General features: G+C 61.3%; 17 protein-coding genes and 2 pseudogenes. 12 read left to right on the forward strand and 7 right to left on the reverse strand.

Features of this window, described 5'->3' with window-relative positions:
• Window positions 1-232: 232 nt before the first annotated feature.
• From ASF66_RS08840 to zapE, 5 genes and pseudogenes are all read left to right on the forward strand, one after another.
• A pseudogene (locus ASF66_RS08840) lies at window positions 233-787 on the forward strand (IS5 family transposase); the annotation flags it as partial.
• A 461-nt stretch (window positions 788-1,248) separates the two neighbouring features.
• Window positions 1,249-3,126 carry a glycosyltransferase gene (locus ASF66_RS08845; RefSeq protein ID WP_056843565.1) on the forward strand — a complete coding sequence of 626 codons (1,878 nt, stop codon included), beginning with the start codon at window positions 1,249-1,251 and terminating at the stop codon, window positions 3,124-3,126.
• Between the two features lie 165 nt (window positions 3,127-3,291).
• Window positions 3,292-3,714 (forward strand): annotated as a pseudogene (locus ASF66_RS21980) (transposase); the annotation flags it as partial.
• Between the two features lie 416 nt (window positions 3,715-4,130).
• A complete protein-coding gene (locus tag ASF66_RS08850) occupies window positions 4,131-5,273 on the forward strand; it encodes a M14 family metallopeptidase (RefSeq protein WP_056843566.1) in 1,143 nt (380 codons plus the stop codon).
• A 27-nt stretch (window positions 5,274-5,300) separates the two neighbouring features.
• On the forward strand, window positions 5,301-6,404 hold the full coding sequence (zapE, locus tag ASF66_RS08855; RefSeq protein WP_056843567.1) for a cell division protein ZapE: 1,104 nt from the start codon (window positions 5,301-5,303) through the stop codon (window positions 6,402-6,404).
• Between the two features lie 8 nt (window positions 6,405-6,412).
• On the opposite strand, the gene ASF66_RS08860 is transcribed toward zapE, so the two are convergent.
• Window positions 6,413-8,290, reverse strand: coding sequence for a propionyl-CoA synthetase (locus ASF66_RS08860; protein WP_056843568.1), 1,878 nt, complete (start codon window positions 8,288-8,290; stop codon window positions 6,413-6,415).
• 157 nt (window positions 8,291-8,447) lie between these two features.
• On the opposite strand from ASF66_RS08860, the gene ASF66_RS08865 reads away from it, so the two are divergent.
• On the forward strand, window positions 8,448-9,734 hold the full coding sequence (locus ASF66_RS08865) for a leucine-rich repeat-containing protein kinase family protein (RefSeq protein ID WP_056843569.1): 1,287 nt from the start codon (window positions 8,448-8,450) through the stop codon (window positions 9,732-9,734).
• A 162-nt stretch (window positions 9,735-9,896) separates the two neighbouring features.
• Here the strand turns inward: ASF66_RS08865 and ASF66_RS08870 are convergent, their stop codons facing one another.
• Window positions 9,897-10,601 carry a YebC/PmpR family DNA-binding transcriptional regulator gene (locus ASF66_RS08870; protein WP_056843570.1) on the reverse strand — a complete coding sequence of 235 codons (705 nt, stop codon included), beginning with the start codon at window positions 10,599-10,601 and terminating at the stop codon, window positions 9,897-9,899.
• 113 nt (window positions 10,602-10,714) lie between these two features.
• A complete protein-coding gene (locus tag ASF66_RS08875; protein ID WP_056843571.1) occupies window positions 10,715-11,266 on the reverse strand; it encodes an NADPH-dependent FMN reductase in 552 nt (183 codons plus the stop codon).
• Between the two features lie 175 nt (window positions 11,267-11,441).
• Between ASF66_RS08875 and ASF66_RS08880 the strand changes: the two genes are divergently transcribed.
• Together ASF66_RS08880 and ASF66_RS08885 are read left to right on the forward strand one after the other, a co-directional pair.
• Entirely contained in the window at window positions 11,442-11,651 is a 210-nt protein-coding gene (locus tag ASF66_RS08880; protein WP_043185963.1) for a hypothetical protein, read from the forward strand.
• A 61-nt stretch (window positions 11,652-11,712) separates the two neighbouring features.
• Window positions 11,713-12,615, forward strand: coding sequence for a LysR family transcriptional regulator (locus tag ASF66_RS08885; protein WP_056843572.1), 903 nt, complete (start codon window positions 11,713-11,715; stop codon window positions 12,613-12,615).
• On the opposite strand, the gene ASF66_RS08890 is transcribed toward ASF66_RS08885, so the two are convergent.
• The 4 genes from ASF66_RS08890 to ASF66_RS08905 all read right to left on the reverse strand — a co-directional run bounded on the left by ASF66_RS08890 (window position 12,598) and on the right by ASF66_RS08905 (window position 15,281).
• A complete protein-coding gene (locus ASF66_RS08890; protein ID WP_049858834.1) occupies window positions 12,598-13,155 on the reverse strand; it encodes a GNAT family N-acetyltransferase in 558 nt (185 codons plus the stop codon). The genes ASF66_RS08885 and ASF66_RS08890 overlap by 18 nt on opposite strands.
• Window positions 13,156-13,173: 18 nt before the next feature.
• A complete protein-coding gene (gene dnaQ, locus ASF66_RS08895; RefSeq protein WP_056843573.1) occupies window positions 13,174-13,908 on the reverse strand; it encodes a DNA polymerase III subunit epsilon in 735 nt (244 codons plus the stop codon).
• Window positions 13,909-14,058: 150 nt separating this feature from the next.
• Window positions 14,059-14,511, reverse strand: a complete 453-nt coding sequence (rnhA, locus tag ASF66_RS08900) for a ribonuclease HI (RefSeq protein ID WP_043185945.1) — start codon at window positions 14,509-14,511, stop codon at window positions 14,059-14,061.
• Window positions 14,511-15,281, reverse strand: coding sequence for a methyltransferase domain-containing protein (locus tag ASF66_RS08905; RefSeq protein WP_049858837.1), 771 nt, complete (start codon window positions 15,279-15,281; stop codon window positions 14,511-14,513). Before ASF66_RS08905 ends, rnhA begins: the two co-directional genes overlap by 1 nt.
• Before the next feature lie 81 nt (window positions 15,282-15,362).
• On the opposite strand from ASF66_RS08905, the gene gloB reads away from it, so the two are divergent.
• The 4 genes from gloB to ASF66_RS08925 all read left to right on the forward strand — a co-directional run bounded on the left by gloB (window position 15,363) and on the right by ASF66_RS08925 (window position 21,487).
• Window positions 15,363-16,142, forward strand: coding sequence for a hydroxyacylglutathione hydrolase (gloB, locus tag ASF66_RS08910; protein ID WP_056843574.1), 780 nt, complete (start codon window positions 15,363-15,365; stop codon window positions 16,140-16,142).
• A gap of 99 nt (window positions 16,143-16,241) precedes the next feature.
• On the forward strand, window positions 16,242-17,687 hold the full coding sequence (locus ASF66_RS08915) for a lytic transglycosylase domain-containing protein (RefSeq protein WP_056843575.1): 1,446 nt from the start codon (window positions 16,242-16,244) through the stop codon (window positions 17,685-17,687).
• Between the two features lie 138 nt (window positions 17,688-17,825).
• Window positions 17,826-19,658: an extracellular solute-binding protein gene (locus ASF66_RS08920; RefSeq protein ID WP_056843576.1), complete on the forward strand. Its 1,833-nt coding sequence runs from the start codon at window positions 17,826-17,828 to the stop codon at window positions 19,656-19,658.
• A complete protein-coding gene (locus tag ASF66_RS08925) occupies window positions 19,655-21,487 on the forward strand; it encodes an extracellular solute-binding protein (RefSeq protein ID WP_056843577.1) in 1,833 nt (610 codons plus the stop codon). The genes ASF66_RS08920 and ASF66_RS08925 overlap by 4 nt, the downstream gene beginning before the upstream one ends.
• Window position 21,488 lies beyond the last annotated feature (1 nt).

Raw genomic sequence — 21,488 nt, forward strand, 5'->3', positions numbered from 1 at the left:
TGAGCCCACCTTAAACTTCTAACTACCCGTTTTAGATCGACTTTTACACTGACGCTGAAAGCTGATCGACAGTGTGGCGCAGCGCCACATAACCAATAGGCTAGTACGTGATGGCACTCATGAGCTGACGATTTATAACATTTTAAAAATATCAAATCGCTATCACTGCGATAGAATGACCACAATCAATGGCACGAAAATAGTTTGTGCGACAAGTAAGACCGCGTAATCGAATGCCACCATCATTCATGCCCCTACTCGACCAAGAACGAGGAAGGAAAGCGCGATCCCGAGATGCATCAGACCCAGAAAGGTGACCAATACCACTTCGGGATGAAGGCACATATCGGCACCGCTGCCGAGTCGGGACCGGTTCATCATACTCGTGGCAATGCGGCCACTGTGGCCGATGTCACACAGGTCGCCGAGCTGCTACACGGCGAAGAAAACGCGGTTTATGCGAACGCTGGGTAAACCGGAGTCGATAAACGTGAAGAGCATAAAAATCGTGAGGTCATCTGGTACATCTCGGCGCAGCGCAGCACGTATCCCAGACTTCATAACCGCAGGGTGCTCTACAAAGCCAAGCGCAAGATCGAGTACCGCAGAGCTCAGACACGAGCCAAGGTCGAGCATGCGGTTCGGGTAATCAAGCGTCAGTTTGGCTACGTGAAAGTGCGCTTTCGCGGACTGACGGAAAATACAGTTCAGCAAACGACGCTGTCTGCCCTGTCGAAATCTGTGGATGGCTCGAAAACAGCCGATGGGTATGGGCGAAATGCGCTGAACATGAAAAATCAAGCTAAAACGCCCCCAACGTACACTGCACCACTCTTTTTTTTAGCGGATAACGTTATTTGCCTTTGCCACGTTAATTTTCGAAGTGCCGCGGACGCGCGGCGGGTTGATCGCATCCCTAACTGAACAAGTCTGAACATACCGTAATATTTGATTCATGTAAAAGTGCTTTCGAATGCATCGCTGAGGTAAATTAATATACTGGAGGCGTGCTGCCTACCCAAGGCGCGCTGATACCCAGACAACATCATTAAAATCATAAGGTTGCTACTTAAGCTTCAATAGAATTGGAGAATGAGAGCAACATTGCCATGGGTCACAAGTGCAACTAGAGTGAAGCTCGACAATTGGGGGGGGGGGGATACGTCCGCCGTGAACGCCCAGTGAATTGGCCAGATCATTGCTGACACACGCTGACGATACGAAAAAAACTAAAGGGGAGCGCGGGTCATGAGTGAACTATTATCACCGTTTACACCGAACTACGATGCGGTCGGTGCCTTCGCGGCTGGCTTTGCATTGATCACAGCGATACTTGTGCTTGTCACAATGCTGGGTGCCTATCAGGCACGGTGGGCCGATAAAGGCGAAAAATGGCAGATACTGGCTGTCGTATCGCTCAGTGCGTGCATGGCGCTACCCTTTGCTCCCACGATGGGAATAATTTCCGTCGCAGCGATTACTCTCCTGATCTATGCAGGCATAAGGTGGGTGGCGCCAACATTCAGTGTTGCGGGTATCTGTTTCAGCCTGGGTACGCCACTCATAGTGGGCGCCGGCGGTGTATGGTACTGGCAATGGTTGTCTGGCATGGGGCTGCCTGGCTGGCATTTCACTTTGTTTGTTGCGTTGCCGCTGATGAATGCGGCGGAAGCCTTACTGGACTATTTCCTCTACATTGGGACCTACAGTTTATTGGTACGAAAAATCTGGCATGAGCCCACCAGTCCCTTCTCACTGAGGCCCAGTGATTACGAGCCATTTGTTTCAATCCACGTGCCTTGTCATGCGGAACCTCCAGAGCTTGTTTTGGGTACTCTGAACGCACTGGCGGAACTGGATTATAAAAATTACGAGGTGATTGTCTGTGACAATAACACTGTTGATGTGAGTCTATGGCGTCCGTTGGAGATCCGTTGCGCTAAACTCAACGTGGAATCAGGAGTGAACAGGTTTCGATTCTTTCATGTGGATGGCATCATGGGCGCCAAGGCAGGTGCATTGAACTACTGCCTTGATCGTACAAATCCTTTGAGCGTGTTAATCGCTGTTGTGGATGCCGACTATATTGCGCAGCCAGACTTCCTGAGGGCACTGACACCCCATTTTGAAGACCCTGACGTCGACTTCGTGCAGACGTCACATGATTATCATGATCATTCAAAAAGCTTGTACAATAAATTCTGCTATTGGGAATACATGTTGGGGACAAAGTTTTCAATGGCTGGATTGAACGAGCTTCACGCTGCGTTCACTATTGGTACGATGTGTGTTCTTAGGCGGGAGGCCGTGGAAGAGGCTGGGCGCTGGGCACTTTGGTGCCTTACCGAGGACTCAGAGATTGCTATCCGGCTTAGAGCAAACGGTGGTAAAGGTCGCTATTTCAGAGACACCTTTGGGCGCGGTACGATCCCTGATACTTTCGAGGATCTTAAGCAGCAAAGATTTCGATGGACCGCAGGTCCTGTTCAGCAGTTGATGGTGCATTGGCAACTGTTCTTGCCTAAATACCTGGGCGGGTCACCCCATTTGTCGAACTGGTCGAAAGTGTTCGAGAGCATGCGAAATATTCATATCATATTTGGGATGATGACTTTACTGGTGTCGATCATCGTGGCGATGGGGATGTTAATTCTGCCAGAAGATGCAATAGTGGACACCACCGCACCGTTGCCACCAGTGGCAATATTTATTGCTTTCGGTTTGTCGTTCAATGCGTTTTTGATGACGGCAGCAGGCTATTGGCTGGCGGGATGCAGATCCTTCAGGATCATGCTCGGGTCGATGTTGGCCAGCGTAGCTCTCTCCCACACGCGAATGATTGCGACAGCGGCGGCCTTGCTCAGGCTCCGATTGTCATGGAAGCGAACTCCTAAATTTACAAAGCATTTTGGTGTGATGCGTGCACTGTACGCTACATCGTCTGAGATATTACTGGGTGGATTCATGATTGTTCTCCTCCTGGCCTTGGTGGCACGAGTGGAGGACATCGGATGGATCGCCGTCCTGATTGCAGGTACAGGTTTGCTTCGGTTTGCGTTCACTTTTTTAGCAGCCCCGGTAGTCTGCCTACTGTCCATCAACTTGCCTCCTTCAACCAAGGTGTAATCCAGCCGATGATTCAAAATGCTTTGAAGGTGTCTCTTACAGCCCAGACCCGGCCCAAAACGATGCATCGAAACGCCGGGGCACGCACGAATTCCAGGTAACGGCGAGTGCGGTTTTGAGTCCCGAAATAGGGTCCTTGTTGGGGGGCATCAGGCTGATGGTGCGAAGTCGGGACTGGTTCATCATATTCATGGCACTGCGGCCAATCTGGCCGATGTCACACGGGTCGCCGAGCTGCTACACGGTGAATAAAACACAGTTTATGCGGACGCCGTGCACACCGGTGTCGAGAAGCGTGAAGAGCATAAAATCGTGACGTCATCTGGCAAATCACGGCGCGGCGCAGCACATATCTCAGGTTTGATAAACGCAGTGTGCTCTACGAAGCCAAGCGCAAGGTCGAGTACCGCAAAGCTCAGACACGAGCCAAGGTCGAGCATGTGGTTCGGGTAATCAAGCGTCAGTTTGGCTACGTGAAAGTGCGCTTTCGCGGACTGAAGGAAAATACAGTCCAGCAGACCATGCTGTCCGCCCTGGCGAAATCTGTTGATGGCTCGAAAACAGCCGATGGGTATGGGCGAGTTGCGTGCTTACCACGGAAAGCCGGGCGAAAACGCCCTCAACGCACACTGCATCATTCGACCTTCAGCAAATACCGTTCTTTACCGAGTGAATGTTCGGCTTGCCACTAACCCGCGGCGAATTGATCAGAGCCCCCCTCACGGGCGTGCCCTCGACGCCTATCGATATGACTGCTCCGGCTTATAGGGTGAGTAAGCATTCAACGGATTCATGGCTACCAGAACAGCGCCTGCCCAGCACCCATGAAGTGCGCACTAGGCTCTGTGTGAAAAGTCTTGAGACGAAGGTCAGGCAAGGCGAAAACAGCCGAGGAAGCGGAGTTTACGGGTTGTAAATGAGCATTCCGAGGCTGTTTTCAACGCAGATGGCCCACTGCTCGGTGTACAGTGGCGGTACAAGAACTCAGGTACAGGAACACAACCGTGACCCGCCCCTCCCCGCAGATCAGTGCCGACTTCGACAGCGGCAACATCGAAGTCATCGACGCACGCGATCCGCTCGACGTGCACCTGGCGATTCGCCCGGACCGTCAGAGCGCGCACTTCCAGTGGTTTCACTTCAAGGCCGCAGCGCTGCAGGTTGGCCAACGCTACGAATTCAGGTTGCAGAACGCCGCGCAGTCTTCCTATGGACACGCCTGGCACGGCTACCATGCCGTAGCCTCCAGCGATCAGAAGCACTGGTTCCGCGTCCCCAGCACGTTCGATGGCCAGGCCCTGCGCTTCGGCCTCGAAGCACAGAACAGCGACATGTGGTTTGCCTATTTCGAACCTTATAGCCGCGAGCGTCACGACGCCCTGATCGATCGCGCGGTGATGGAGGCCGGTTTGCAGCTGCTTGCCGTGGGCCAAAGCTGCGAAGGGCAGGAAATACCGTTGCTGCGCAAGGGCGATGGTGCGCCGGGCAAGCGTCGGCTGTGGCTGATCGCCCAGCAGCATCCGGGCGAGCACATGGCCCAGTGGTTCATGGAAGGCGTGATCGATCGCCTGCAGGCCAATGATGCCGAGGTCCAGGCGCTGCTGGAGAAGGCCGATGTTTACTTGGTACCGAACATGAATCCCGATGGCGCCGTGCACGGTCATCTGCGCACCAATGCCCGCGGTCGCGACCTGAACCGCGCCTGGCAGGATTCAAGCGCCGAATACACGCCCGAAGTGTTCTTCGTTCAGCAGCAGATGGACAAGCATGGCGTCGACCTGTTCATCGACGCCCACGGTGACGAAGAAATCCCCTACGTGTTCACCGCCGCCTGCGAAGGCAACCCTGGCTATACCCCACGCATCGCCCAACTGGAACAGACCTTCCGCGACCTGTTGTGCGCCCGTACCCCCGACTTCCAGGCAGTACACGGCTACACCCGCGACAAGCCGGGCGAGGCCAATATGACCCTGGCCTGCAACAGCGTCGGCGAGCGATTCGACTGTCTGTCGCTGACCCTGGAGATGCCGTTCAAGGATCACGACGACGCACCGGACAGTCATACCGGCTGGAACGGCCAGCGCTCCGCGCGACTGGGCGGCGATGTGCTGAGTGTGCTTGCGCAAATGGTCTCCGGTCTGCGTTGACCCACGGTTCGTCATGGAGCACCCCGATTGACCGCATTACCGTCGCTGCACGCCCTGTACAAACGCCTGTTCAAACCCGAGCCGAAAGCTGAAACCGGCGACGCCGCTGTGGCGTTGCAGACTTGGTTCGACGAGCGGGCCAGGCAATCGGGCTACACCCTCGGTGCCGATCAAACGCGGGTCATCGCCAGCATGACCGAGCGCATGCCTGCCTTGCTGCAGAGCACGGCAGTGCGCAGTCTGTACCTGCATGGCGCCGTGGGGCGCGGCAAGAGCTGGCTGCTCGATGGCTTGTTCAGGGCGGCTCCTTTGGAAGAAAAACGCCGCCTGCACTTCCACGATTTTTTCGCCCAGTTGCATCAGGGCATGTTCCGCCATCGGCAGGCCGTCGACCCATTGGCGACCACCCTGGATGAGCTGCTGGAGAACTGCCGTCTGCTGTGTTTCGACGAATTCCATGTGCACGACATCGGCGACGCCATGCTCATCACGCGGCTGTTCAAGGCGCTGTTCGAGCGAGGCATCCTGCTGGTCGTGACCTCTAACTACCCGCCCGAAGGCCTGCTGCCCAACCCCCTCTATCACCAGCGTTTCCTGCCCGTTATCGAACTGATCAATGCGCGCATGGATGTGCTGAAAGTCGGCGGCGCCACCGATTACCGCAGCCTGTCCCAGGACCGACCGCAACAACGCTTCACCCGCGGCCACTATGTATGGCCCGGAACCCCGGCGCAGCGAGCGCGGCTGCAGCTGCCGCCGGCGGATCTGGAGCCGGTGTCGCTGGACGTCGGCAACCGCCAGCTACGCGCGCGCCTGATCGACGACGACCGTGTCCATTTCAACTTCGCCGACCTCTGTGAAGAACCCACGGCGGTCATCGACTACCTGGCGTTGTGCAAACGTTTCGAGCGGTGGAGCATCGACCATCTGCCGCTACTGGACGAGTGTTCGACCGCTGTTCAGCAACGCTTCATCAACCTCATCGACGTGCTATACGACCAGGACAAGACCTTGATACTGGTCGGCGAACGCCCGCTGGCCGAGAGCCTGGCGGGTTCGGTCATCGACTTGATGCGCACACGAAGTCGACTGGGGCAGTTGATCCTGCTCGATGAACAACCGCCCCGGTAACGGCTCGGCTAACGCGCAGCGAGCACTTGGGCGATCTCCTCCAGTATCGCCGGGTCGTCGATGGTCGAGGGGGCGACGAACACTTCCTGCGCGGCAATCTTGCGCAACACTGCGCGCAGGATCTTGCCCGAGCGCGTCTTGGGCAGGCGCTTGACCACCAGCACCCGTTGCAGACACGCCAGCGCGCCAATGGATTCACGTACCTGCGCTACCAGTTGCGCCTGCAGCACGCTGGGACTCACGTCACTGCCGTCCTTGAGCACCACCAGCGCCAACGGCACTTCGCCCTTGATTTCATCGCTGACGCCGATCACGGCGCACTCGGCCACGTCGGCATGGCGGGCAACCAGGTCTTCCATTTCACCGGTCGACAACCGATGGCCCGAGACGTTGATGACATCGTCGGTGCGCCCCATGATGTGCACATAGCCGTCGGCGTCCAGGTAACCACCGTCGCCGGTGTGGTAGTAGCCGGGGTAGCGTTCCAGGTAGCTTTGCAGGTAGCGCGAATGATCGCCCCACAGGGTCTGGCTGCACCCCGGCGGCAACGGCAGCGCGATGACGATGGCGCCCTGCTCGCCCGGCGCCAGCAGCTCGCCTTGCTCGTCCAGCACCTGCACGTGATAGCCCGGAACCGCCCGGTTGCTCGAACCTACACGCACTGCCGAGCCCTCCAGGCCCATGCAGGGCGCGGTCACCGGCCAGCCTGTTTCGGTCTGCCACCAGTGGTCGTGGACCGGCTTGCCGGTCTGCTCTTCCAGCCAGCGGTGAGTACTGGAATCGAGCTTCTCGCCGGCCAGGAACAACTGGCGCAACGAGCTCAGGTCATAGTCGCGCAACAACCGCCCTTCCGGGTCTTCCTTGCGAATCGCGCGCATGGCGGTGGGCGCGCAGAACAGCGCATTGACCCGGTATTGCTCGATAACGCGCCAGTAGCTGCCGGCATCGGGCGTGCGAATCGGCTTGCCCTCATAGAGAATGCTGGTGCAGCCGCACATCAACGGTCCGTAGACGATCAACGAGTGACCCACTACCCAGCCGACATCCGAAATCCCCCACCAGACATCGCCCGCGCGCATACCGTAGATGGCGCCCATGGTGAAAGTCAGGGCGACCGCGTTGCCACCGGTTTCACGGACGATGCCCTTGGGTTTGCCGGTGGTGCCGGAGGTGTACATCACGTACAGCGGATCGCCGCTGGCCATGTCCACGGCTGCAACCGGTTCTGCATCCTGCAACTGCGTCTGCCAGTCCAGATCGCGACCGCTCTGCAGGTGCGCCAGGGCCTGCGGCCGTTGCAGTACCAGCACTTGCTGCGGGGCGTGACGTGCCAGGCTAAGGGCCTTGTCCACCAGAGGCTTGTAGGCAATCACGCGGTCGAATTCCACACCGCAGGAGGCCGTCAGCAGCAGCTTGGGCCGGCAGTCGTCGATGCGCAGCGCCAGCTCGTTGGCGGCAAAGCCACCGAACACCACCGAATGCACCGCGCCGATCCGCGCGCAGGCCAGCATCGCCATGGCCGCCTCGGGCACCATCGGCATGTAGATCACCACGCCATCACCCTTGCCCACGCCCAGGCGAGTGAGCACGCCCGCAAGGCGCGCCACGTGGTCGAGCAGTTCTTGATAGGTAAAGCGTTGCTGGACCCCGGTCACCGGTGAATCGTAGATCAGCGCCGTCTGTGCGCCACGACCGAGTGCCACCTGCCGGTCCAGGCACAGATAGCTGGTATTCAGACGGCCGTCGGCGAACCAGCAGTGGGTGCCGTCTGGCTGTACATCGAGCACGTGCTGCGGAGGGTGCGACCAGGCGACCGACCTGGCCTGTTCTGCCCAGAACCCGGCCGGGTCGGAAATGGAGCGTGCGTACGCTTGCTGATAGTTCATCGATAGCCAACCCTGGATTGTTGTTATTGAAGGGCGAGCATTGAGTATGGCTGGCGTTGGCCGAGCTGCCAGCCGACCAAGGTCGAACGGCGAACGTGGCGAGATGCCCACGAACCGCTATGATGGCCACCGCGATTTCCTTGACGACGGTTGTCCCATGAATACCCTCGAGCTGCTCGAAGCCGGCCAACTGGCTGGCGCCACCCGACTGGACCTGTCCTGCGGCCTGACCGAATTCCCCCAGGCCATCTTCACCCTGGCCGACAGCCTGGAGGTGCTCAACCTCAGCGGCAACGCACTGACCCGCCTGCCCGATGACCTGCATCGGCTGCACAAGCTCAAGGTGCTGTTCTGCTCGGACAATCCCTTTACCGAATTGCCCGCCTGCATCGGGCGCTGTCCGCAGTTGAGCATGGTGGGTTTCAAGGCCAACCGGATCGAACACGTCCCGGCAGAGGCGCTGCCCGCACAGCTGCGCTGGCTGATTCTCACCGACAACCGTATCGAACACTTGCCCGAAGCATTGGGCAATTGTCGGCAGATGCAGAAGCTGATGCTCTCGGGCAACCGTCTGCAGGCCTTGCCCGACAGCCTGGCGCAACTGGAAAACCTCGAATTGCTGCGGTTGTCGGCCAACCGTCTGCCGGCCCTGCCCGACTGGCTGCTGCGCCTGCCGCGGCTGGCCTGGCTGGCTTACGCCGGCAACCCGATGAGTGAAGCCTTCACCACACCGCACAGCCAAAGCACGCGCGGACACATCGCCTGGGACGACCTGCGCCTGGACGCGCAGCTGGGAGAAGGCGCTTCGGGGATCATCTACCGCGCCCATCTGGACAGTGGGCAGCCGGTGGCCGTGAAGTTGTACAAAGGAGCGATGACCAGCGACGGTTCACCGGTCAACGAAATCAACGCCTGCATGGCCGCGGGTGAGCATCCGCAACTGATCGAGGTACTGGGCCGGCTGAGCGGGCATCCCGACGGTACCGCCGGGCTGGTCATGGCCCTGATCGATCCGTCGTTTGCCAACCTGGCAGGACCGCCCAGCCTGGCGTCCTGCACGCGCGACATCTACTCGGCCGATTTCGCCATCGACCGCGATGCTTTGGTGCGCCTGCTGCGGGGTATGGCCGGAGTCGGCGCCCATCTGCATGCGCGCGGGATCAACCACGGTGATTTCTACGCCCACAACGTGCTATGGCAGGAAAATGGCGAGTGCCTGTTCGGCGATTTCGGCGGCGCCTCGTTCTACCCCGGCGACGGCGGCGAGGTATCGCAGGCATTGGAGCGCATCGAAGTCCGCGCCTTCGGCTTGCTGTTCGAAGAGTTACTGACCCGTTGCAACGAAAGTGACGATGACCTGTGGGCGCTGCAACGCCAATGCGTCCAGTTTCAGGTCCTGGCCCGCCCCAGCTTCGCGGAAATCACCCGAAGCCTGGATGCCTGAGTCCAGCCCGACCTACCGCGCCGAACCCGGACGCGGCTCGCGCCGCTGCTACACCGGCGGTGCAAACCCACGCCCACGGCATGCGCCGATCCCTGTAGCAGCGGCGCGAGCCGCGTCGGCGGTACATGCGATCAACCTGATGCACCGCAGGCGCCGATTGAATCAGCCGGCCAGGCCTACATAGACGTTCTGCACGTCGTCGTTGCCGTCGATGGCATCCAGGAAATCCTCCACTTCGGCCAGCTGCGCGGCATCGTCCAGGGTCACCGGGTTTTTCGGCACGTAGCCGATGTTCGCCGACACCACGGTGAAACCCTGGCCCGGCAATGCCTTGCAGACAGCGTCCAGATCGGTGGTCTCGGTCAGGAACAGGAACGCGCCCTCGTCGGCCGCCTCGACTTCCTGGGCACCGGCTTCGATGGCCGCTTCCTCGGCATCGACATCGGCCGAATCCGGTGTCGCCTCGATCATCCCATAGTGATGGAAATCCCAGGACACCGAACCCTCGGCGCCCAGTGTGCCCTTGCGAAACAGCACGCGAATCTGCGAAACGGTGCGGTTGACGTTGTCGGTCAGGCATTCGACGATCACCGGCACCTGGTGCGGCGCAAAGCCTTCGTACTTGACCAGCGTGTAGTTGACTGCATCGTCGCCCACGCCGGCGCCTTTCTTGATGGCACGTTCCAGCGTCTCGCGGGTCATCGAGGCCTTCTTGGCCTGTTCGATCACCAATCGCAGGCGGGCATTGGTGTCCGGATCGGTACCGGAACGTGCCGCGATCGAAATTTCCTTGGACAGCTTGCCGAAGATCCGCCCCTTGGCGTTGGCTGCTGCTTCACGATGTTTAGCTTTCCACTGTGCGCCCATTTACCCGCTCTCTTGTTCGCTTGACCCATGCGCGGGCGACTGCTGCCCGCGCGTTGCGGCGCAGTTTACCTGCCCGCCGGGAGCGGATCGACCAAAATCCGCCGGGGCCGCCATCACGCCACGCGTTCGACCCAGCGCCCGAACGCATCGATGAAACCCTGCAGGAATGGCCGGCTCTTCTCCACCACCTGCCCGTTCTCGTCGAACAGGCCACCGGCGTGCCCCAGGTACGCCTCGGGCTGCTGCATCATTGCCACGTCGAGAAACACCATGCACTGGCGCAGGTGCTGGTTGGCCCCGAAACCACCGACGGCGCCGGGCGAGACGCTCATCACCGCGCCTGGTTTGCCGGTGAAGTGGCTCTGGCCATAGGGGCGCGAACCCACGTCGATCGCGTTCTTCAACGGCGCCGGCACCGAGCGGTTGTACTCGGGCGTGACGAACAGCACGGCATCGGCTTCGCCCAGCGCCTGGCGAAAGGTGTTATAAGCAGCGGGGGGCGTGACATCGATGTCTTCGTTGTAGAGCGGCAGATCGCCGATTTCGACGATCTTCAGCGCCAGGTTGTCAGGCGCCATGGCCTGCAGCGCCAGAGCCACCTTGCGGTTGATGGAATCCTTCCTGAGGCTGCCGACCAGTACCGCAACCGAATAGACCTTGCTCATGTCGTTACCCTCGTAGTGGATTGATCGAGGGGTAGTTATAGATGACTTGGCACGGTTTGTCCGCCACCAGTCCGGAACCCGCACTATTTTTCCTCGCTGGCAAAACTACCTGAATAGACAGAGGTCTACAGTGCCAGCGAGATACACGCAAAATTCTTCAGAGGTTGGAAATAAAATGGCTGCAGTGCTGGTTGGGCAATTTCATGCACGCGATGCGGAAGGTCGCATCTACCCGGTGCATGAGTTTCAGGAATCGACCCCGGCGGTCGAAGGCAGCGCGCCGACCTCCACCTACAAGCTGGCCATCGGCGATCGCGTCAATCATCTGGGCGAAGACCGTTTTCAACTGGTGCAGAGCGGCGTGGAAATCATCCGAATCCCTTGATCGTCCGTGCACCGATTTGCGTTAGCATACCTGCCGAACCCTTAGCTGGTACGGACTGCGCATGAGACTGCGCCACATCGAAATCATCCAGGCGCTCTGCCAGACCGGCGAACTCAAGAGCGCCGCGCAGATGCTCGATATCTCCACGCAAACCCTGGAGCAGACCTTGCACGATGCCGAACGGCAACTGGGGTTTCTGCTGTTCGCACGGATTCGTGGCCATTTCCAGCCCACGCCGGAAACCCTGCGCATGCAGGCCGACATCGCCGCGGTGCAGACTCAGGTCGAACGTTTGCAACGCCTGGCCGACGGTTTGCGTGAGCACCAGGACCTTGGTTTGCACGTGGTCTGCACGGCGTCCCTGGCTCACCAGCTGTTGCCGCAGAGCATCGCGACCCTGCGTCGACGCTTCCGTGAAACGCCATGCACCTTGGGGGTCCAGAACACCGACGAGATGGTGCGCAGCCTGCTGCTGCACCAGACCGACGTCGGCCTCAGCCTGCACTGCCCCCAGCATCCCTCCATCAGCAGTCAGGTCCTGGCCGAGGGCAAGGTGCAGCTTCTGGCGCCGCAGGGATGGCTTTCTCCCAAGCATCGCTACATCGCGCTGCATGAACTGGCGGGACAGGCGATGATCGGCCTGGAAGGGGAAGATCCGCTGAGCCTGGTGCTGGAGCACAAGCTGCAATCGCTCAATCCGCCGCCGCGAATCCACACGCGGGTACAGACCTACCCGATGATGCGCAGCATGGTCGCAGCCGGCGAAGGCCTGGCCATTGTCGACCCGTTCACTGCGGCAGATGCGCGTGATCAAGGGCTGGACACCTGCCCATTGTCACCCGCCGTACCGGTGACCTTGTACGCCCTCACGCGCAACGCAGGGTCGAGCTCGGCAGCCGAGAAGACCCTGCTCGAAATCATCGCCCACAATGCCCAGGCGTTGCTCTCACCCGTCCGCGAATAACCGGTACCAGAACAGCGCCGTCTCGTGGCTGGCCGCATCGATCGCCTGATAACGCAGGTAGTCGATGCCACCCAGCCGGAAACCGCAGCGCTCGTACAGACGACAGGCCGGCAGGTTATTGTTCTGGGTTTCCAGCATGACGCCTGGCAGGCCTTGCTTCACGGCCCAGAATCGCACCACGTCCAGCAGCGACCTGGCCACACCCAGGCCGCGCGCCGAAGCATCGACGGCCAGCTCGTCGACATAGGCAAGGTTGTTCCAGTGCCGACTGACCACCACATGACCGACAGCTTTCTCACCCAGCCAGGCCATGAAGATGGCGCCGCCGGTGTCGGGCTCGCGATAACGGGCGAACTCGGCCGGATCGATGCCATAGTCCTTGCGATAGGCCCGTATGGACCTGAGAGGCCAATCAGCTACCGGTCGATTGAACTCGGGCGAGGCGTAGCCAGACACCTGGGCACTGAAATCGGCGCCCAGTACATAGTCGTCGAAGCTGGCGTCGGCCAGACGGATGCACACTTGCGCAGAGAACGTCACCGAGTGCGCCGAGGTGGCCTATGAGCCCAGTTGCGTCCAGAGCGCATCGGCTCCGGCGGCTTTGGCGATGACCTGCAACCGCGCCATGTGCTCGTCGAGCTCGGCCTGGCTGGCGCGGATGATCGCCGTCTGCCGACGGTCCGCAGGCAGGCGACGAATCTCGCTGCCCTGCTTGCTGCTGCTGTCGCCATCGCTGGCGTTGCCGGCCAGCGACAGGCTGGTCTGCCCCCCGGTCATGGCCAGGTAGACGTCCGCAAGGATCTCCGAGTCGAGCAAAGCGCCGTGCAGTTCGCGCCCGGAGTTGTCGATGCCGTAGCGCTTGCACAGCGCGTCGAGGCTGTTGCGCTGCCCCGGATGACGCTCACGCGCCATCGCCAGGCTGTCGATCACCGTGCAGTACTCGGCAATGTTGGCCCGCTCGGGCATGCCGGCGATCTTGAATTCGTTGTTCAGGAAGCCGACGTCGAAGGTCGCGTTGTGGGCGATGATCTGCGCGCCCTGGATGAATTCGTAGAACTCGTCGGCAACCTCGGCGAACCGGGGCTTGCCGACCAGAAACTCGTCAGTGATGCCGTGCACGCCAATGGCGCCCTCGTCACTGGGTCGGTCCTCCGGCTGCACGTAGACGTGAAAGTTGCGCCCGGTCAACCGCCGTCCCATCAATTCGACGCAGCCGATCTCGATCACGCGATGGCCATCGGTGACCGGCATACCGGTGGTTTCGGTGTCGAATACTACGGAACGAACGGCCATGGGCAAAAACTCTCGAGCGGGTAAGCGGAAATCGGGGGTAAAACGGATAACTGTCGGTTCGAGAAGATCGAACCGCGGGCGGTGAAACTCTAGCACAGCACGGCAGGCGCTCCCAGCGACCTGCCTCGGGCTACCTGACCGGCTGCCTGGCTACGCCTGACGCATCCCCCGCACTTCATCGACCCCGCGGTTGGCCAGGTCATCGGCGCGCTCGTTGCCCGGATGGCCATTGTGCCCGCGGACCCACTGCCATTTCACTTCATGGCGGTTGACCTGTTCATCGAGCTGCTGCCAAAGGTCGGCGTTCTTGACCGGCTGCTTGGCGGCGGTCTTCCAACCGCGTTTCTTCCAGTTGACCATCCACTCGTTGATGCCTTTCATCACGTATTCGGAGTCGGTCACCAGCAGCACGCTGCAGCCACGCTTGAGTTCCTGCAGGCCGCGAATGGCGGCGGTCAGCTCCATGCGGTTGTTGGTGGTGGTGCTTTCGCCGCCCCACAACTCTTTCTCCACGCCCTTGCACACCAGCAACGCACCCCAGCCACCCGGGCCGGGATTGCCCTTGCAGGCGCCGTCGGTGAAGATTTCCACAGTGTCACTCATCAGGCTTTTCCATCGATGTTCGGATTGTCTCGGTTGACTTTGGCCATCGGCAGCGGCAACAGCTTGCCCATGGGCTCGCGGCGTTGCTGCACCAGTGGCCGCAGCCCCACCACCATCTTGCGCGCGACCAATATATAGAAGCCACCGCCACCGCTCTGCCACTTGCCGGCAACCCGCTCCAGACCGGCGAGACGCGCCTGCCAGCTGGGCGAAGCAAGCGGCGGACGATAACACCCGAACCGGCGTTTCTCCAGCCCGAAGCCCAGCAGGTTCAGCCAGTCGGCGACCCGCGAGGCGGAGAAACAGCGGGCCTTGTGCAGGGCGTCCTTGGCGAACACCCGCCGTGCGCCCCACGCGCTCCACGGGTTGATGCCGACGATCAGCAGGTGCCCGCCTGGCCGTACCGCGCTGGCCGCCTCGCGCAGCAGGCCATGGGGCGACAGACTGAAATCCAGCCCGTGCTGAAGCACTACGACGTCGGCGGCGTGTTCACCCAGAGGCCAGGCCTGTTCCTCGCAGACGATCTCGACTCCAGGAAACGGCGCGCCCATGCGCACGTTGCGGTGGATCTGCCCGGCCACCGGTGGCGGCTCGGCGCTGGGGCCGTAGTGCACCAGGTAGCCACCGAAGAAACGCGCCAGCTCTTCCTCGAGCAGGCGCTGCTCCTCACGCAGCAGCAACTGGCCATGCGGCCCGGCGAACCACTCGCGGGCCTGGCCGATCAGGTCCAGCCACTGTGGGTCGGCCTGGGCAAAGGCGGTATCGGTCATGACGATCTCCCACGCTGAGGTTCACCTAATGCCGACGCGGCACTAAGATGGACCATTAATCGAAATCAAGCGAACCGAGCCATGATACAGATTCAAGCGCTGAACGCTTTCTCCGACAACTACATCTGGTTGTTACAAGACACTGCGGCGGGCGAATGTGCAGTGGTGGATCCGGGCGATGCCGGGCCGGTCGAGCGATGGCTGGACGCCCACCCCGACATGCGCCTGACCGAGATCCTCATCACCCATCACCACAATGACCATGTGGGCGGCGTCGGAGCGCTCAAGCGCCGCACCGGTGCCCAGGTCAGCGGGCCCGCCCAGGAATCGATACCGGCCTGCGACCGCGCGCTGCACGACGGCGACACCTTGGACGTGCTCGGCCTCCACCTGCAGGTGCACGACGTACCGGGGCACACGGCAGGCCATATCGCCTTCTATCACGCCAGCGATACCCAGCCCCTGCTGTTTCCGGGCGATACACTGTTCGCCGCCGGCTGCGGTCGCCTGTTCGAGGGCACGCCGCAGCAGATGCACGCCTCTCTGTCGCGCCTGGCCCAACTGCCCGACGACACTCAGGTCTACAGTGCCCACGAGTACACCCTGAGCAACCTGAAATTCGCCGTGGCGGTGGAGCCCGGCAATCCCGACATCGTTCAGCGGCTGCAAGAGGTCACCGCGTTGCGTGAGCGAAACGCTATCACCCTGCCCACTTCGATCGGCCTGGAAAAGCGCACCAATCCTTTTCTGCGGGTCGCTGAAACATCCGTTAAACAAAAAGCGGACGAACGGGCCGGAACGGCTCATGGCACGGCGCAGGCGGTGTTCGCAACCTTACGTAGTTGGAAAGATAAGTTCTGAAGGCCGCTGATTTGTGTCGGAAATTTCTCAAAGGTTGACCGACCTTCGGTCACTTTCTAGAATCGCCCGACATTTTCGCGCGGAACTATCCTCCAGCCAATGTCGTCATCCATACGCACAACCCTCAAGTCCGACGCATTGACGCGACTGGCCCAAGCTGTCGCGGTCACCCTGTGCGCCGGTCTGGCCGGTTGCCAAAGCACGGCGAGCGTCTCTTCAGGCACTGGCCAGGACGCCCGCCCCCACGCGCTGACCGCCCACGTGCGGCCCAAGCCGATCTTCGTCAACCAGGCCCAGGCCAAGAAGGCCCCGCACGATGTGTGGGAGCGCATCCGCGACGGTTTCCAGCTGCAAGACAGCATCGCCATGAACCCGCGCGTCGAGCAGCAGCGCCTGTGGTTCGTCAGCAACCCGTCGTTCCTGGAAAGCGCCAGCGGTCGCGGCAGCCTGTACATGCACTATATCGTCGAGCGACTGGAAGAACGCGACATGCCGTTGGAGCTGGCCTTGCTGCCGGTCATCGAAAGCGCGTTCAACCCCATGGCCTACTCGCGCTCCGATGCCTCCGGGCTGTGGCAGTTCATCCCCTCCACGGGTCGCTACTTCAACCTGCGCCAGACCAACTTCTACGACGGCCGTCGCGATGTCACCGCCTCCACCGGCGCGGCATTGGACTACCTGAGCAAGCTGCACGAGATGTTCAACGGCGACTGGCTGCTGGCCCTGGCAGCCTACAACGCCGGCGAAGGTACGGTCAGCCGCGCCATGGAGCGCAACGAGAAACTGGGCCTGCCCACCGATTACTGGAACCTGCCACTGCCGCAGGAAACCCGTGACTACGTGCCCAAGCTGCTAGCCCTGGCCGAACTGGTGCAGTCGCCCCAGGCCTACGGCGTCAACCTCAACCCGATCGCCAACCAGCCTTACTTCGATGTGGTGGAGGTCAACCAGCGCGTCGACCTGTCCCGTGTCGCAGCACTGGCCGGCATCGACGAAGACGAAATGTTCCAGCTCAATCCGGCGTTCAAGAAGCGCGTGACCATGGAGCCCACCCAGCACCTGCTGGTGCCCACGGCCAAGGCGCAATTGCTGACCGCCAGCCTGTCGAACATGAAGCCCGAAGAACTGCTGACCCTGGCCCCTGCCCAGCGTGTCTTCGACGAAGTGGCGGTGGTACAGCCCAGCCGACCCAAGTCGTACACCGTGCGCCGCGGCGACAACCTGGCGTCGATCGCCAAGGCGAACAAGGTCGACACCCGCGACCTGCAGCGCTGGAACCGCCTGACCGGCAAGAACCTCAAGGTCGGGCAGACCCTGGTAATGCAGGCCGAGACGCAAGCCAAAGGTCGCATGGTAGCCAAGGCCGGGTCGGCCGCCAGCGATGCGCAGAAAACCACCACCTACAAGGTGCGCAAGGGTGATTCACTGTACTTGGTCGCCAAGCGCTTCAACGTCGAGATGCAGCACCTCAAGCGCTGGAATCCGCGCAGCGGACACGCGCTCAAGCCCGGCCAGACCCTCACGGTCTACCTGAACCGTCGCTGAGTGCGCCTGACCCCGCAACGATCCGCTCTGGCGGACGTTGCAGGGACGGCCGCATGCCATCACCACTCTTCTTCCTGCTGAGACAAACTGTTACTGTAAGCGCAACAAAGTCATTGCCGACCGGTTCGGATTCATGAATTGATGCGTCCCCTCCTTCTCAGCCTGCTGGGCCTTGCGTTGAGCACCTGTGCCAACGCGACGATCACCCAGAGCCATGGCTATGCGCAATTCGGATCGCTCAAATACCCGGCTCGCTTTAGCCACTTCGATTGGGTCAACGCCGACGCTCCCAAGGGCGGCACCTTGCGCACGATGGCCTTCGGCACCTTCGACACGCTCAACCCCTATACCTTCAAGGGCATCAGCCCGGTCCAGACCGCCAACTTCCTGCAGTACGGCATCAACGAGCTCAACGAGCCGTTGATGGTCGGCACCGGGCAATACGCGCCTTCGGGTGATGAACCCACTTCCAGCTACGGCCTCATCGCCCAATCGGTGGAATACAACGAAAGCCGCAGCTGGGTCGTGTTCAACCTCAGGCCGCAGGCGCGCTTCAACGATGGCCATCCGATCACCACCGCGGACGTGGCGTTCTCCTACCGAACGCTGTTGAGCCAGGGTCATCCGATGTACCGGACCAACCTGCAGGAAGTGCTGCGGGTCGATGTGCTGAGCCCGACGCGGATCCGCTTCGTGTTCAAGCGTTCGGGCAACCCGCTGCTGATCCTGCGCCTGGGCGAGTTGCCGATCCTGCCCAAGCACTACTGGCAAGGTCGGGACTTCCAGGCCACCACCTTCGAGGTGCCGGTGAACAGCGGCCCGTATCGGATCACCCAGGTGGTGCCGGGCAGAAGGCTGGTGCTGGAGCGGGATCGAAACTGGTGGGGCAAGGACCTGCCGGTCAATCGCGGCAAGTACAACTTCGACCGCATGGAAGTAGAGTTCTACCGAGACAGCGACGTAGCCTTCGAAGCGTTCAAGGCGGGCGAGTTCGACATCTACATCGAACACCAGGCCAAGAACTGGACCAACGGCTACGACTTTCCAGCCGTGCGCCGCGGCGACGTGATCAAGGCGCAGATCCCCCACAAGATCCCGACGCAGACCCAGGGCCTGTTCTTCAATACCCGTCGCCCGGCCTACAGTGATCCACGCGTGCGCGAGGCGCTGGGCCTGCTGCTGGATTTCGAATGGACCAACCGCGCCCTGTTCAGCGGCGCCTATCGGCGCACCGAAAGCTACTACCCCAACAGTGAATTCGCCGCCACCGGCCTGCCCAGCGGCAAGGAACGTCTGCTGTTGTCGGCGTACAGAAGCGCGCTGAGCCCGGCGTTGTTCCTTGAGGCGCCAAGCATGCCCGCCACCGACGGCAACGGCATTCTCCGGGCCACGCTGCGCCAGGCCCTGCACCTGCTTGGCGAGGCCGGCTGGACGTTGCAGGGCGACCGCCTGCGCAATGCCGCGGGGCAGCCGCTGCGCCTGGAGATCCTGCTGGTCAATTCCAATCTGGAGCGCATCCTGGGCCCCTATGTCGCCAACCTGGCCAGCATCGGCGTGCAGGCCAACCTGCGCAGCGTGGACCGCGCACAGTACAAGCAGCGCCTGGACCAGTTCGATTTCGACATGATCTCGCTGACCCTGCCGCAGACCCTGAGTCCGGGGCTCGAGCAATGGCAGTACTTTCACTCCAGCCAGGCCGCCGTGCGCGGCAGCAAGAATTATGCGGGCATCGCCAACCCGGTGGTCGACCGTCTGCTCGAACAGCTGCTCGCCGCCCAGAGCCGCGACGACCAGGTGGCCGCCGCCAGGGCGCTCGACCGCGTGCTGCTGTCGCAGCACTACATGGTTGCCAACTGGTACCTGGACTACCACCGCCTGGCGTACCGCAGCCGGTTGGCCTTCGTCACCACCCCGCCGTACACCCTGGGCCTGAGTGCCTGGTGGATCAAGCCTACGGAGAAGATTCGATGATGCCCTTACGTGCCCTGAGCAAGGCCCTGAGCGCTGTCACGCTGTGCATCGCCGCCAGCGTGGCGCATGCCGCGCCGCAGCATGCACTCACGCTGTACGACGAAGCGCCCAAGTACCCTGCGGACTTCAAGCACTATGACTACGTGAACCCCGACGCCCCCAAGGGCGGTACCTTTCGCCAGAAAGGCGTGGGCAGCTTCGACAGCCTCAACCCCTTCATCAGCAAGGGCGTGCCCGCCGACGACATAGACCTGATCTACGACACCCTGGCGCGGCGGAGTCTGGACGAGCCCTTCACCGAGTACGGTCTGGTGGCCGGCCGCATCGAGAAAGCTCCGGACAACAGTTGGGTGCGCTTCTACCTGCGTCCCGAGGCGCGTTTCCACGATGGTCAGCCCATGCGCGCCGAAGACGTCGTGTTCAGTTTTCAGACCCTGATGCAAAGCGGCTCGCCGCTCTACCGAGGCTACTACGCCGATGTCGCCGATGTCGTCGCCGAAGACCCGCTGCGGGTGCTGTTCACGTTCAAGCACAGCAACAACCGGGAATTGCCGCTGATCCTCGGTCAACTGCCGGTACTGCCCAAGCATTTCTGGCAGGGGCGGGACTTCACCAAGGGCAGCCTGGACATCCCTCTGGGCAGCGGCCCCTACAAGGTCGTCGAGGTCAAGGCGGGGCGCTCGATACGCTACGAGCGGGTCAAGGACTACTGGGCACGCGACCTGCCGATGAACCGCGGGCTGTTCAACTTCGATGTGCTCGATATCGAGTACTACCGCGACAGCACCGTGGCCCTGCAAGCCGGCAAGGCCGGACAATTCGACTTCTGGCTGGAAAGCAGTGCGAAGAACTGGGCCACCGCCTACGACATCCCGGCGGTTCGCGAGAGACGGCTGTTGCGCGAGGAAATCCCCAACGGCAACCCGACCGGCATGCAGGGCTTCGTCTTCAACCTGCGCAAGCCGCTGTTCCAGGACGTGCGCGTGCGCGAGGCCCTGGCGTTGGTGTTCGATTTCGAGTGGACCAACAAGCAACTGTTCAACGGCGCCTACCTGCGCACCGACAGCTATTTCGAGAACTCCGAGATGGCGGCTTCCGGCCTGCCCAGCCCGGCCGAACTGAACATCCTCGAACCGCTGCGCGGACAGATTCCCGAACGCGTCTTCGATACGCCGTTCAGCAACCCGGTCACCGACGCCAGCGGCATGCTGCGCGAGCAGCAACGCCAAGCCTACAAACTGCTGCAGGAGGCCGGCTGGCGCATCGTCGACGACAAGATGGTGGATGCCCAGGGCACACCGGTGAAGATCGAGTTCCTGCTGACCCAGGCCGACTTCGACCGTGTGCTGCTGCCCTACAAGCGCAACCTGGCGGATCTGGGCATCGAACTTGTGATCCGGCGTGTCGATGTCTCGCAATACGTCACTCGGGTGCGCTCAAGCGACTTCGACATGATGGTCGGCAGCTTCGCCCAGTCCACCTCGCCCGGCAACGAGCAGCGCGAGTACTGGGCCAGCTCCAGTGCCGACAAGCCGGGCAGCCGCAATTTCATGGGGCTCAAGGACCCGGCCATCGACAGCCTGGTGGAGAGCCTGATCAATGCCTCCTCGCGCCAGGACCTGATCGACCACACCCGCGCCCTGGACCGGGTATTGCTCTGGGGCCACTACGTGGTCCCCAACTGGCACATCAAGACCTGGCGCGTGGCGTACTGGAACCACATCGGCCACCCCGCCATCACGCCGCGCTACGACATCGGCGTGGAAACCTGGTGGAGCAAGCCCCAGGCCACACCTGCGGTCACCACCACGCCTTCAGGGACGCCATAAG

It is taken from the genome of Pseudomonas sp. Leaf129, assembly GCF_001423465.1.
GTDB lineage: Bacteria > Pseudomonadota > Gammaproteobacteria > Pseudomonadales > Pseudomonadaceae > Aquipseudomonas > Aquipseudomonas coleopterorum.

Bases quoted from the DNA above. Each gene is read 5' to 3' on its own strand.
- dnaQ (WP_056843573.1), bottom strand. From the start codon at position 13,908: ATGGCCGTTCGTTCCGTAGTATTCGACACCGAAACCACCGGTATGCCG.
- ASF66_RS08845 (WP_056843565.1), top strand. From the start codon at position 1,249: ATGAGTGAACTATTATCACCGTTTACACCGAACTACGATGCGGTCGGT.
- ASF66_RS08915 (WP_056843575.1), top strand. From the start codon at position 16,242: ATGTCGTCATCCATACGCACAACCCTCAAGTCCGACGCATTGACGCGA.
- ASF66_RS08880 (WP_043185963.1), top strand. From the start codon at position 11,442: ATGGCTGCAGTGCTGGTTGGGCAATTTCATGCACGCGATGCGGAAGGT.
- gloB (WP_056843574.1), top strand. From the start codon at position 15,363: ATGATACAGATTCAAGCGCTGAACGCTTTCTCCGACAACTACATCTGG.
- ASF66_RS08865 (WP_056843569.1), top strand. From the start codon at position 8,448: ATGAATACCCTCGAGCTGCTCGAAGCCGGCCAACTGGCTGGCGCCACC.
- ASF66_RS08860 (WP_056843568.1), bottom strand. From the start codon at position 8,290: ATGAACTATCAGCAAGCGTACGCACGCTCCATTTCCGACCCGGCCGGG.
- ASF66_RS08870 (WP_056843570.1), bottom strand. From the start codon at position 10,601: ATGGGCGCACAGTGGAAAGCTAAACATCGTGAAGCAGCAGCCAACGCC.
- ASF66_RS08875 (WP_056843571.1), bottom strand. From the start codon at position 11,266: ATGAGCAAGGTCTATTCGGTTGCGGTACTGGTCGGCAGCCTCAGGAAG.
- rnhA (WP_043185945.1), bottom strand. From the start codon at position 14,511: ATGAGTGACACTGTGGAAATCTTCACCGACGGCGCCTGCAAGGGCAAT.
- ASF66_RS08885 (WP_056843572.1), top strand. From the start codon at position 11,713: ATGAGACTGCGCCACATCGAAATCATCCAGGCGCTCTGCCAGACCGGC.
- ASF66_RS08925 (WP_056843577.1), top strand. From the start codon at position 19,655: ATGATGCCCTTACGTGCCCTGAGCAAGGCCCTGAGCGCTGTCACGCTG.
- ASF66_RS08905 (WP_049858837.1), bottom strand. From the start codon at position 15,281: ATGACCGATACCGCCTTTGCCCAGGCCGACCCACAGTGGCTGGACCTG.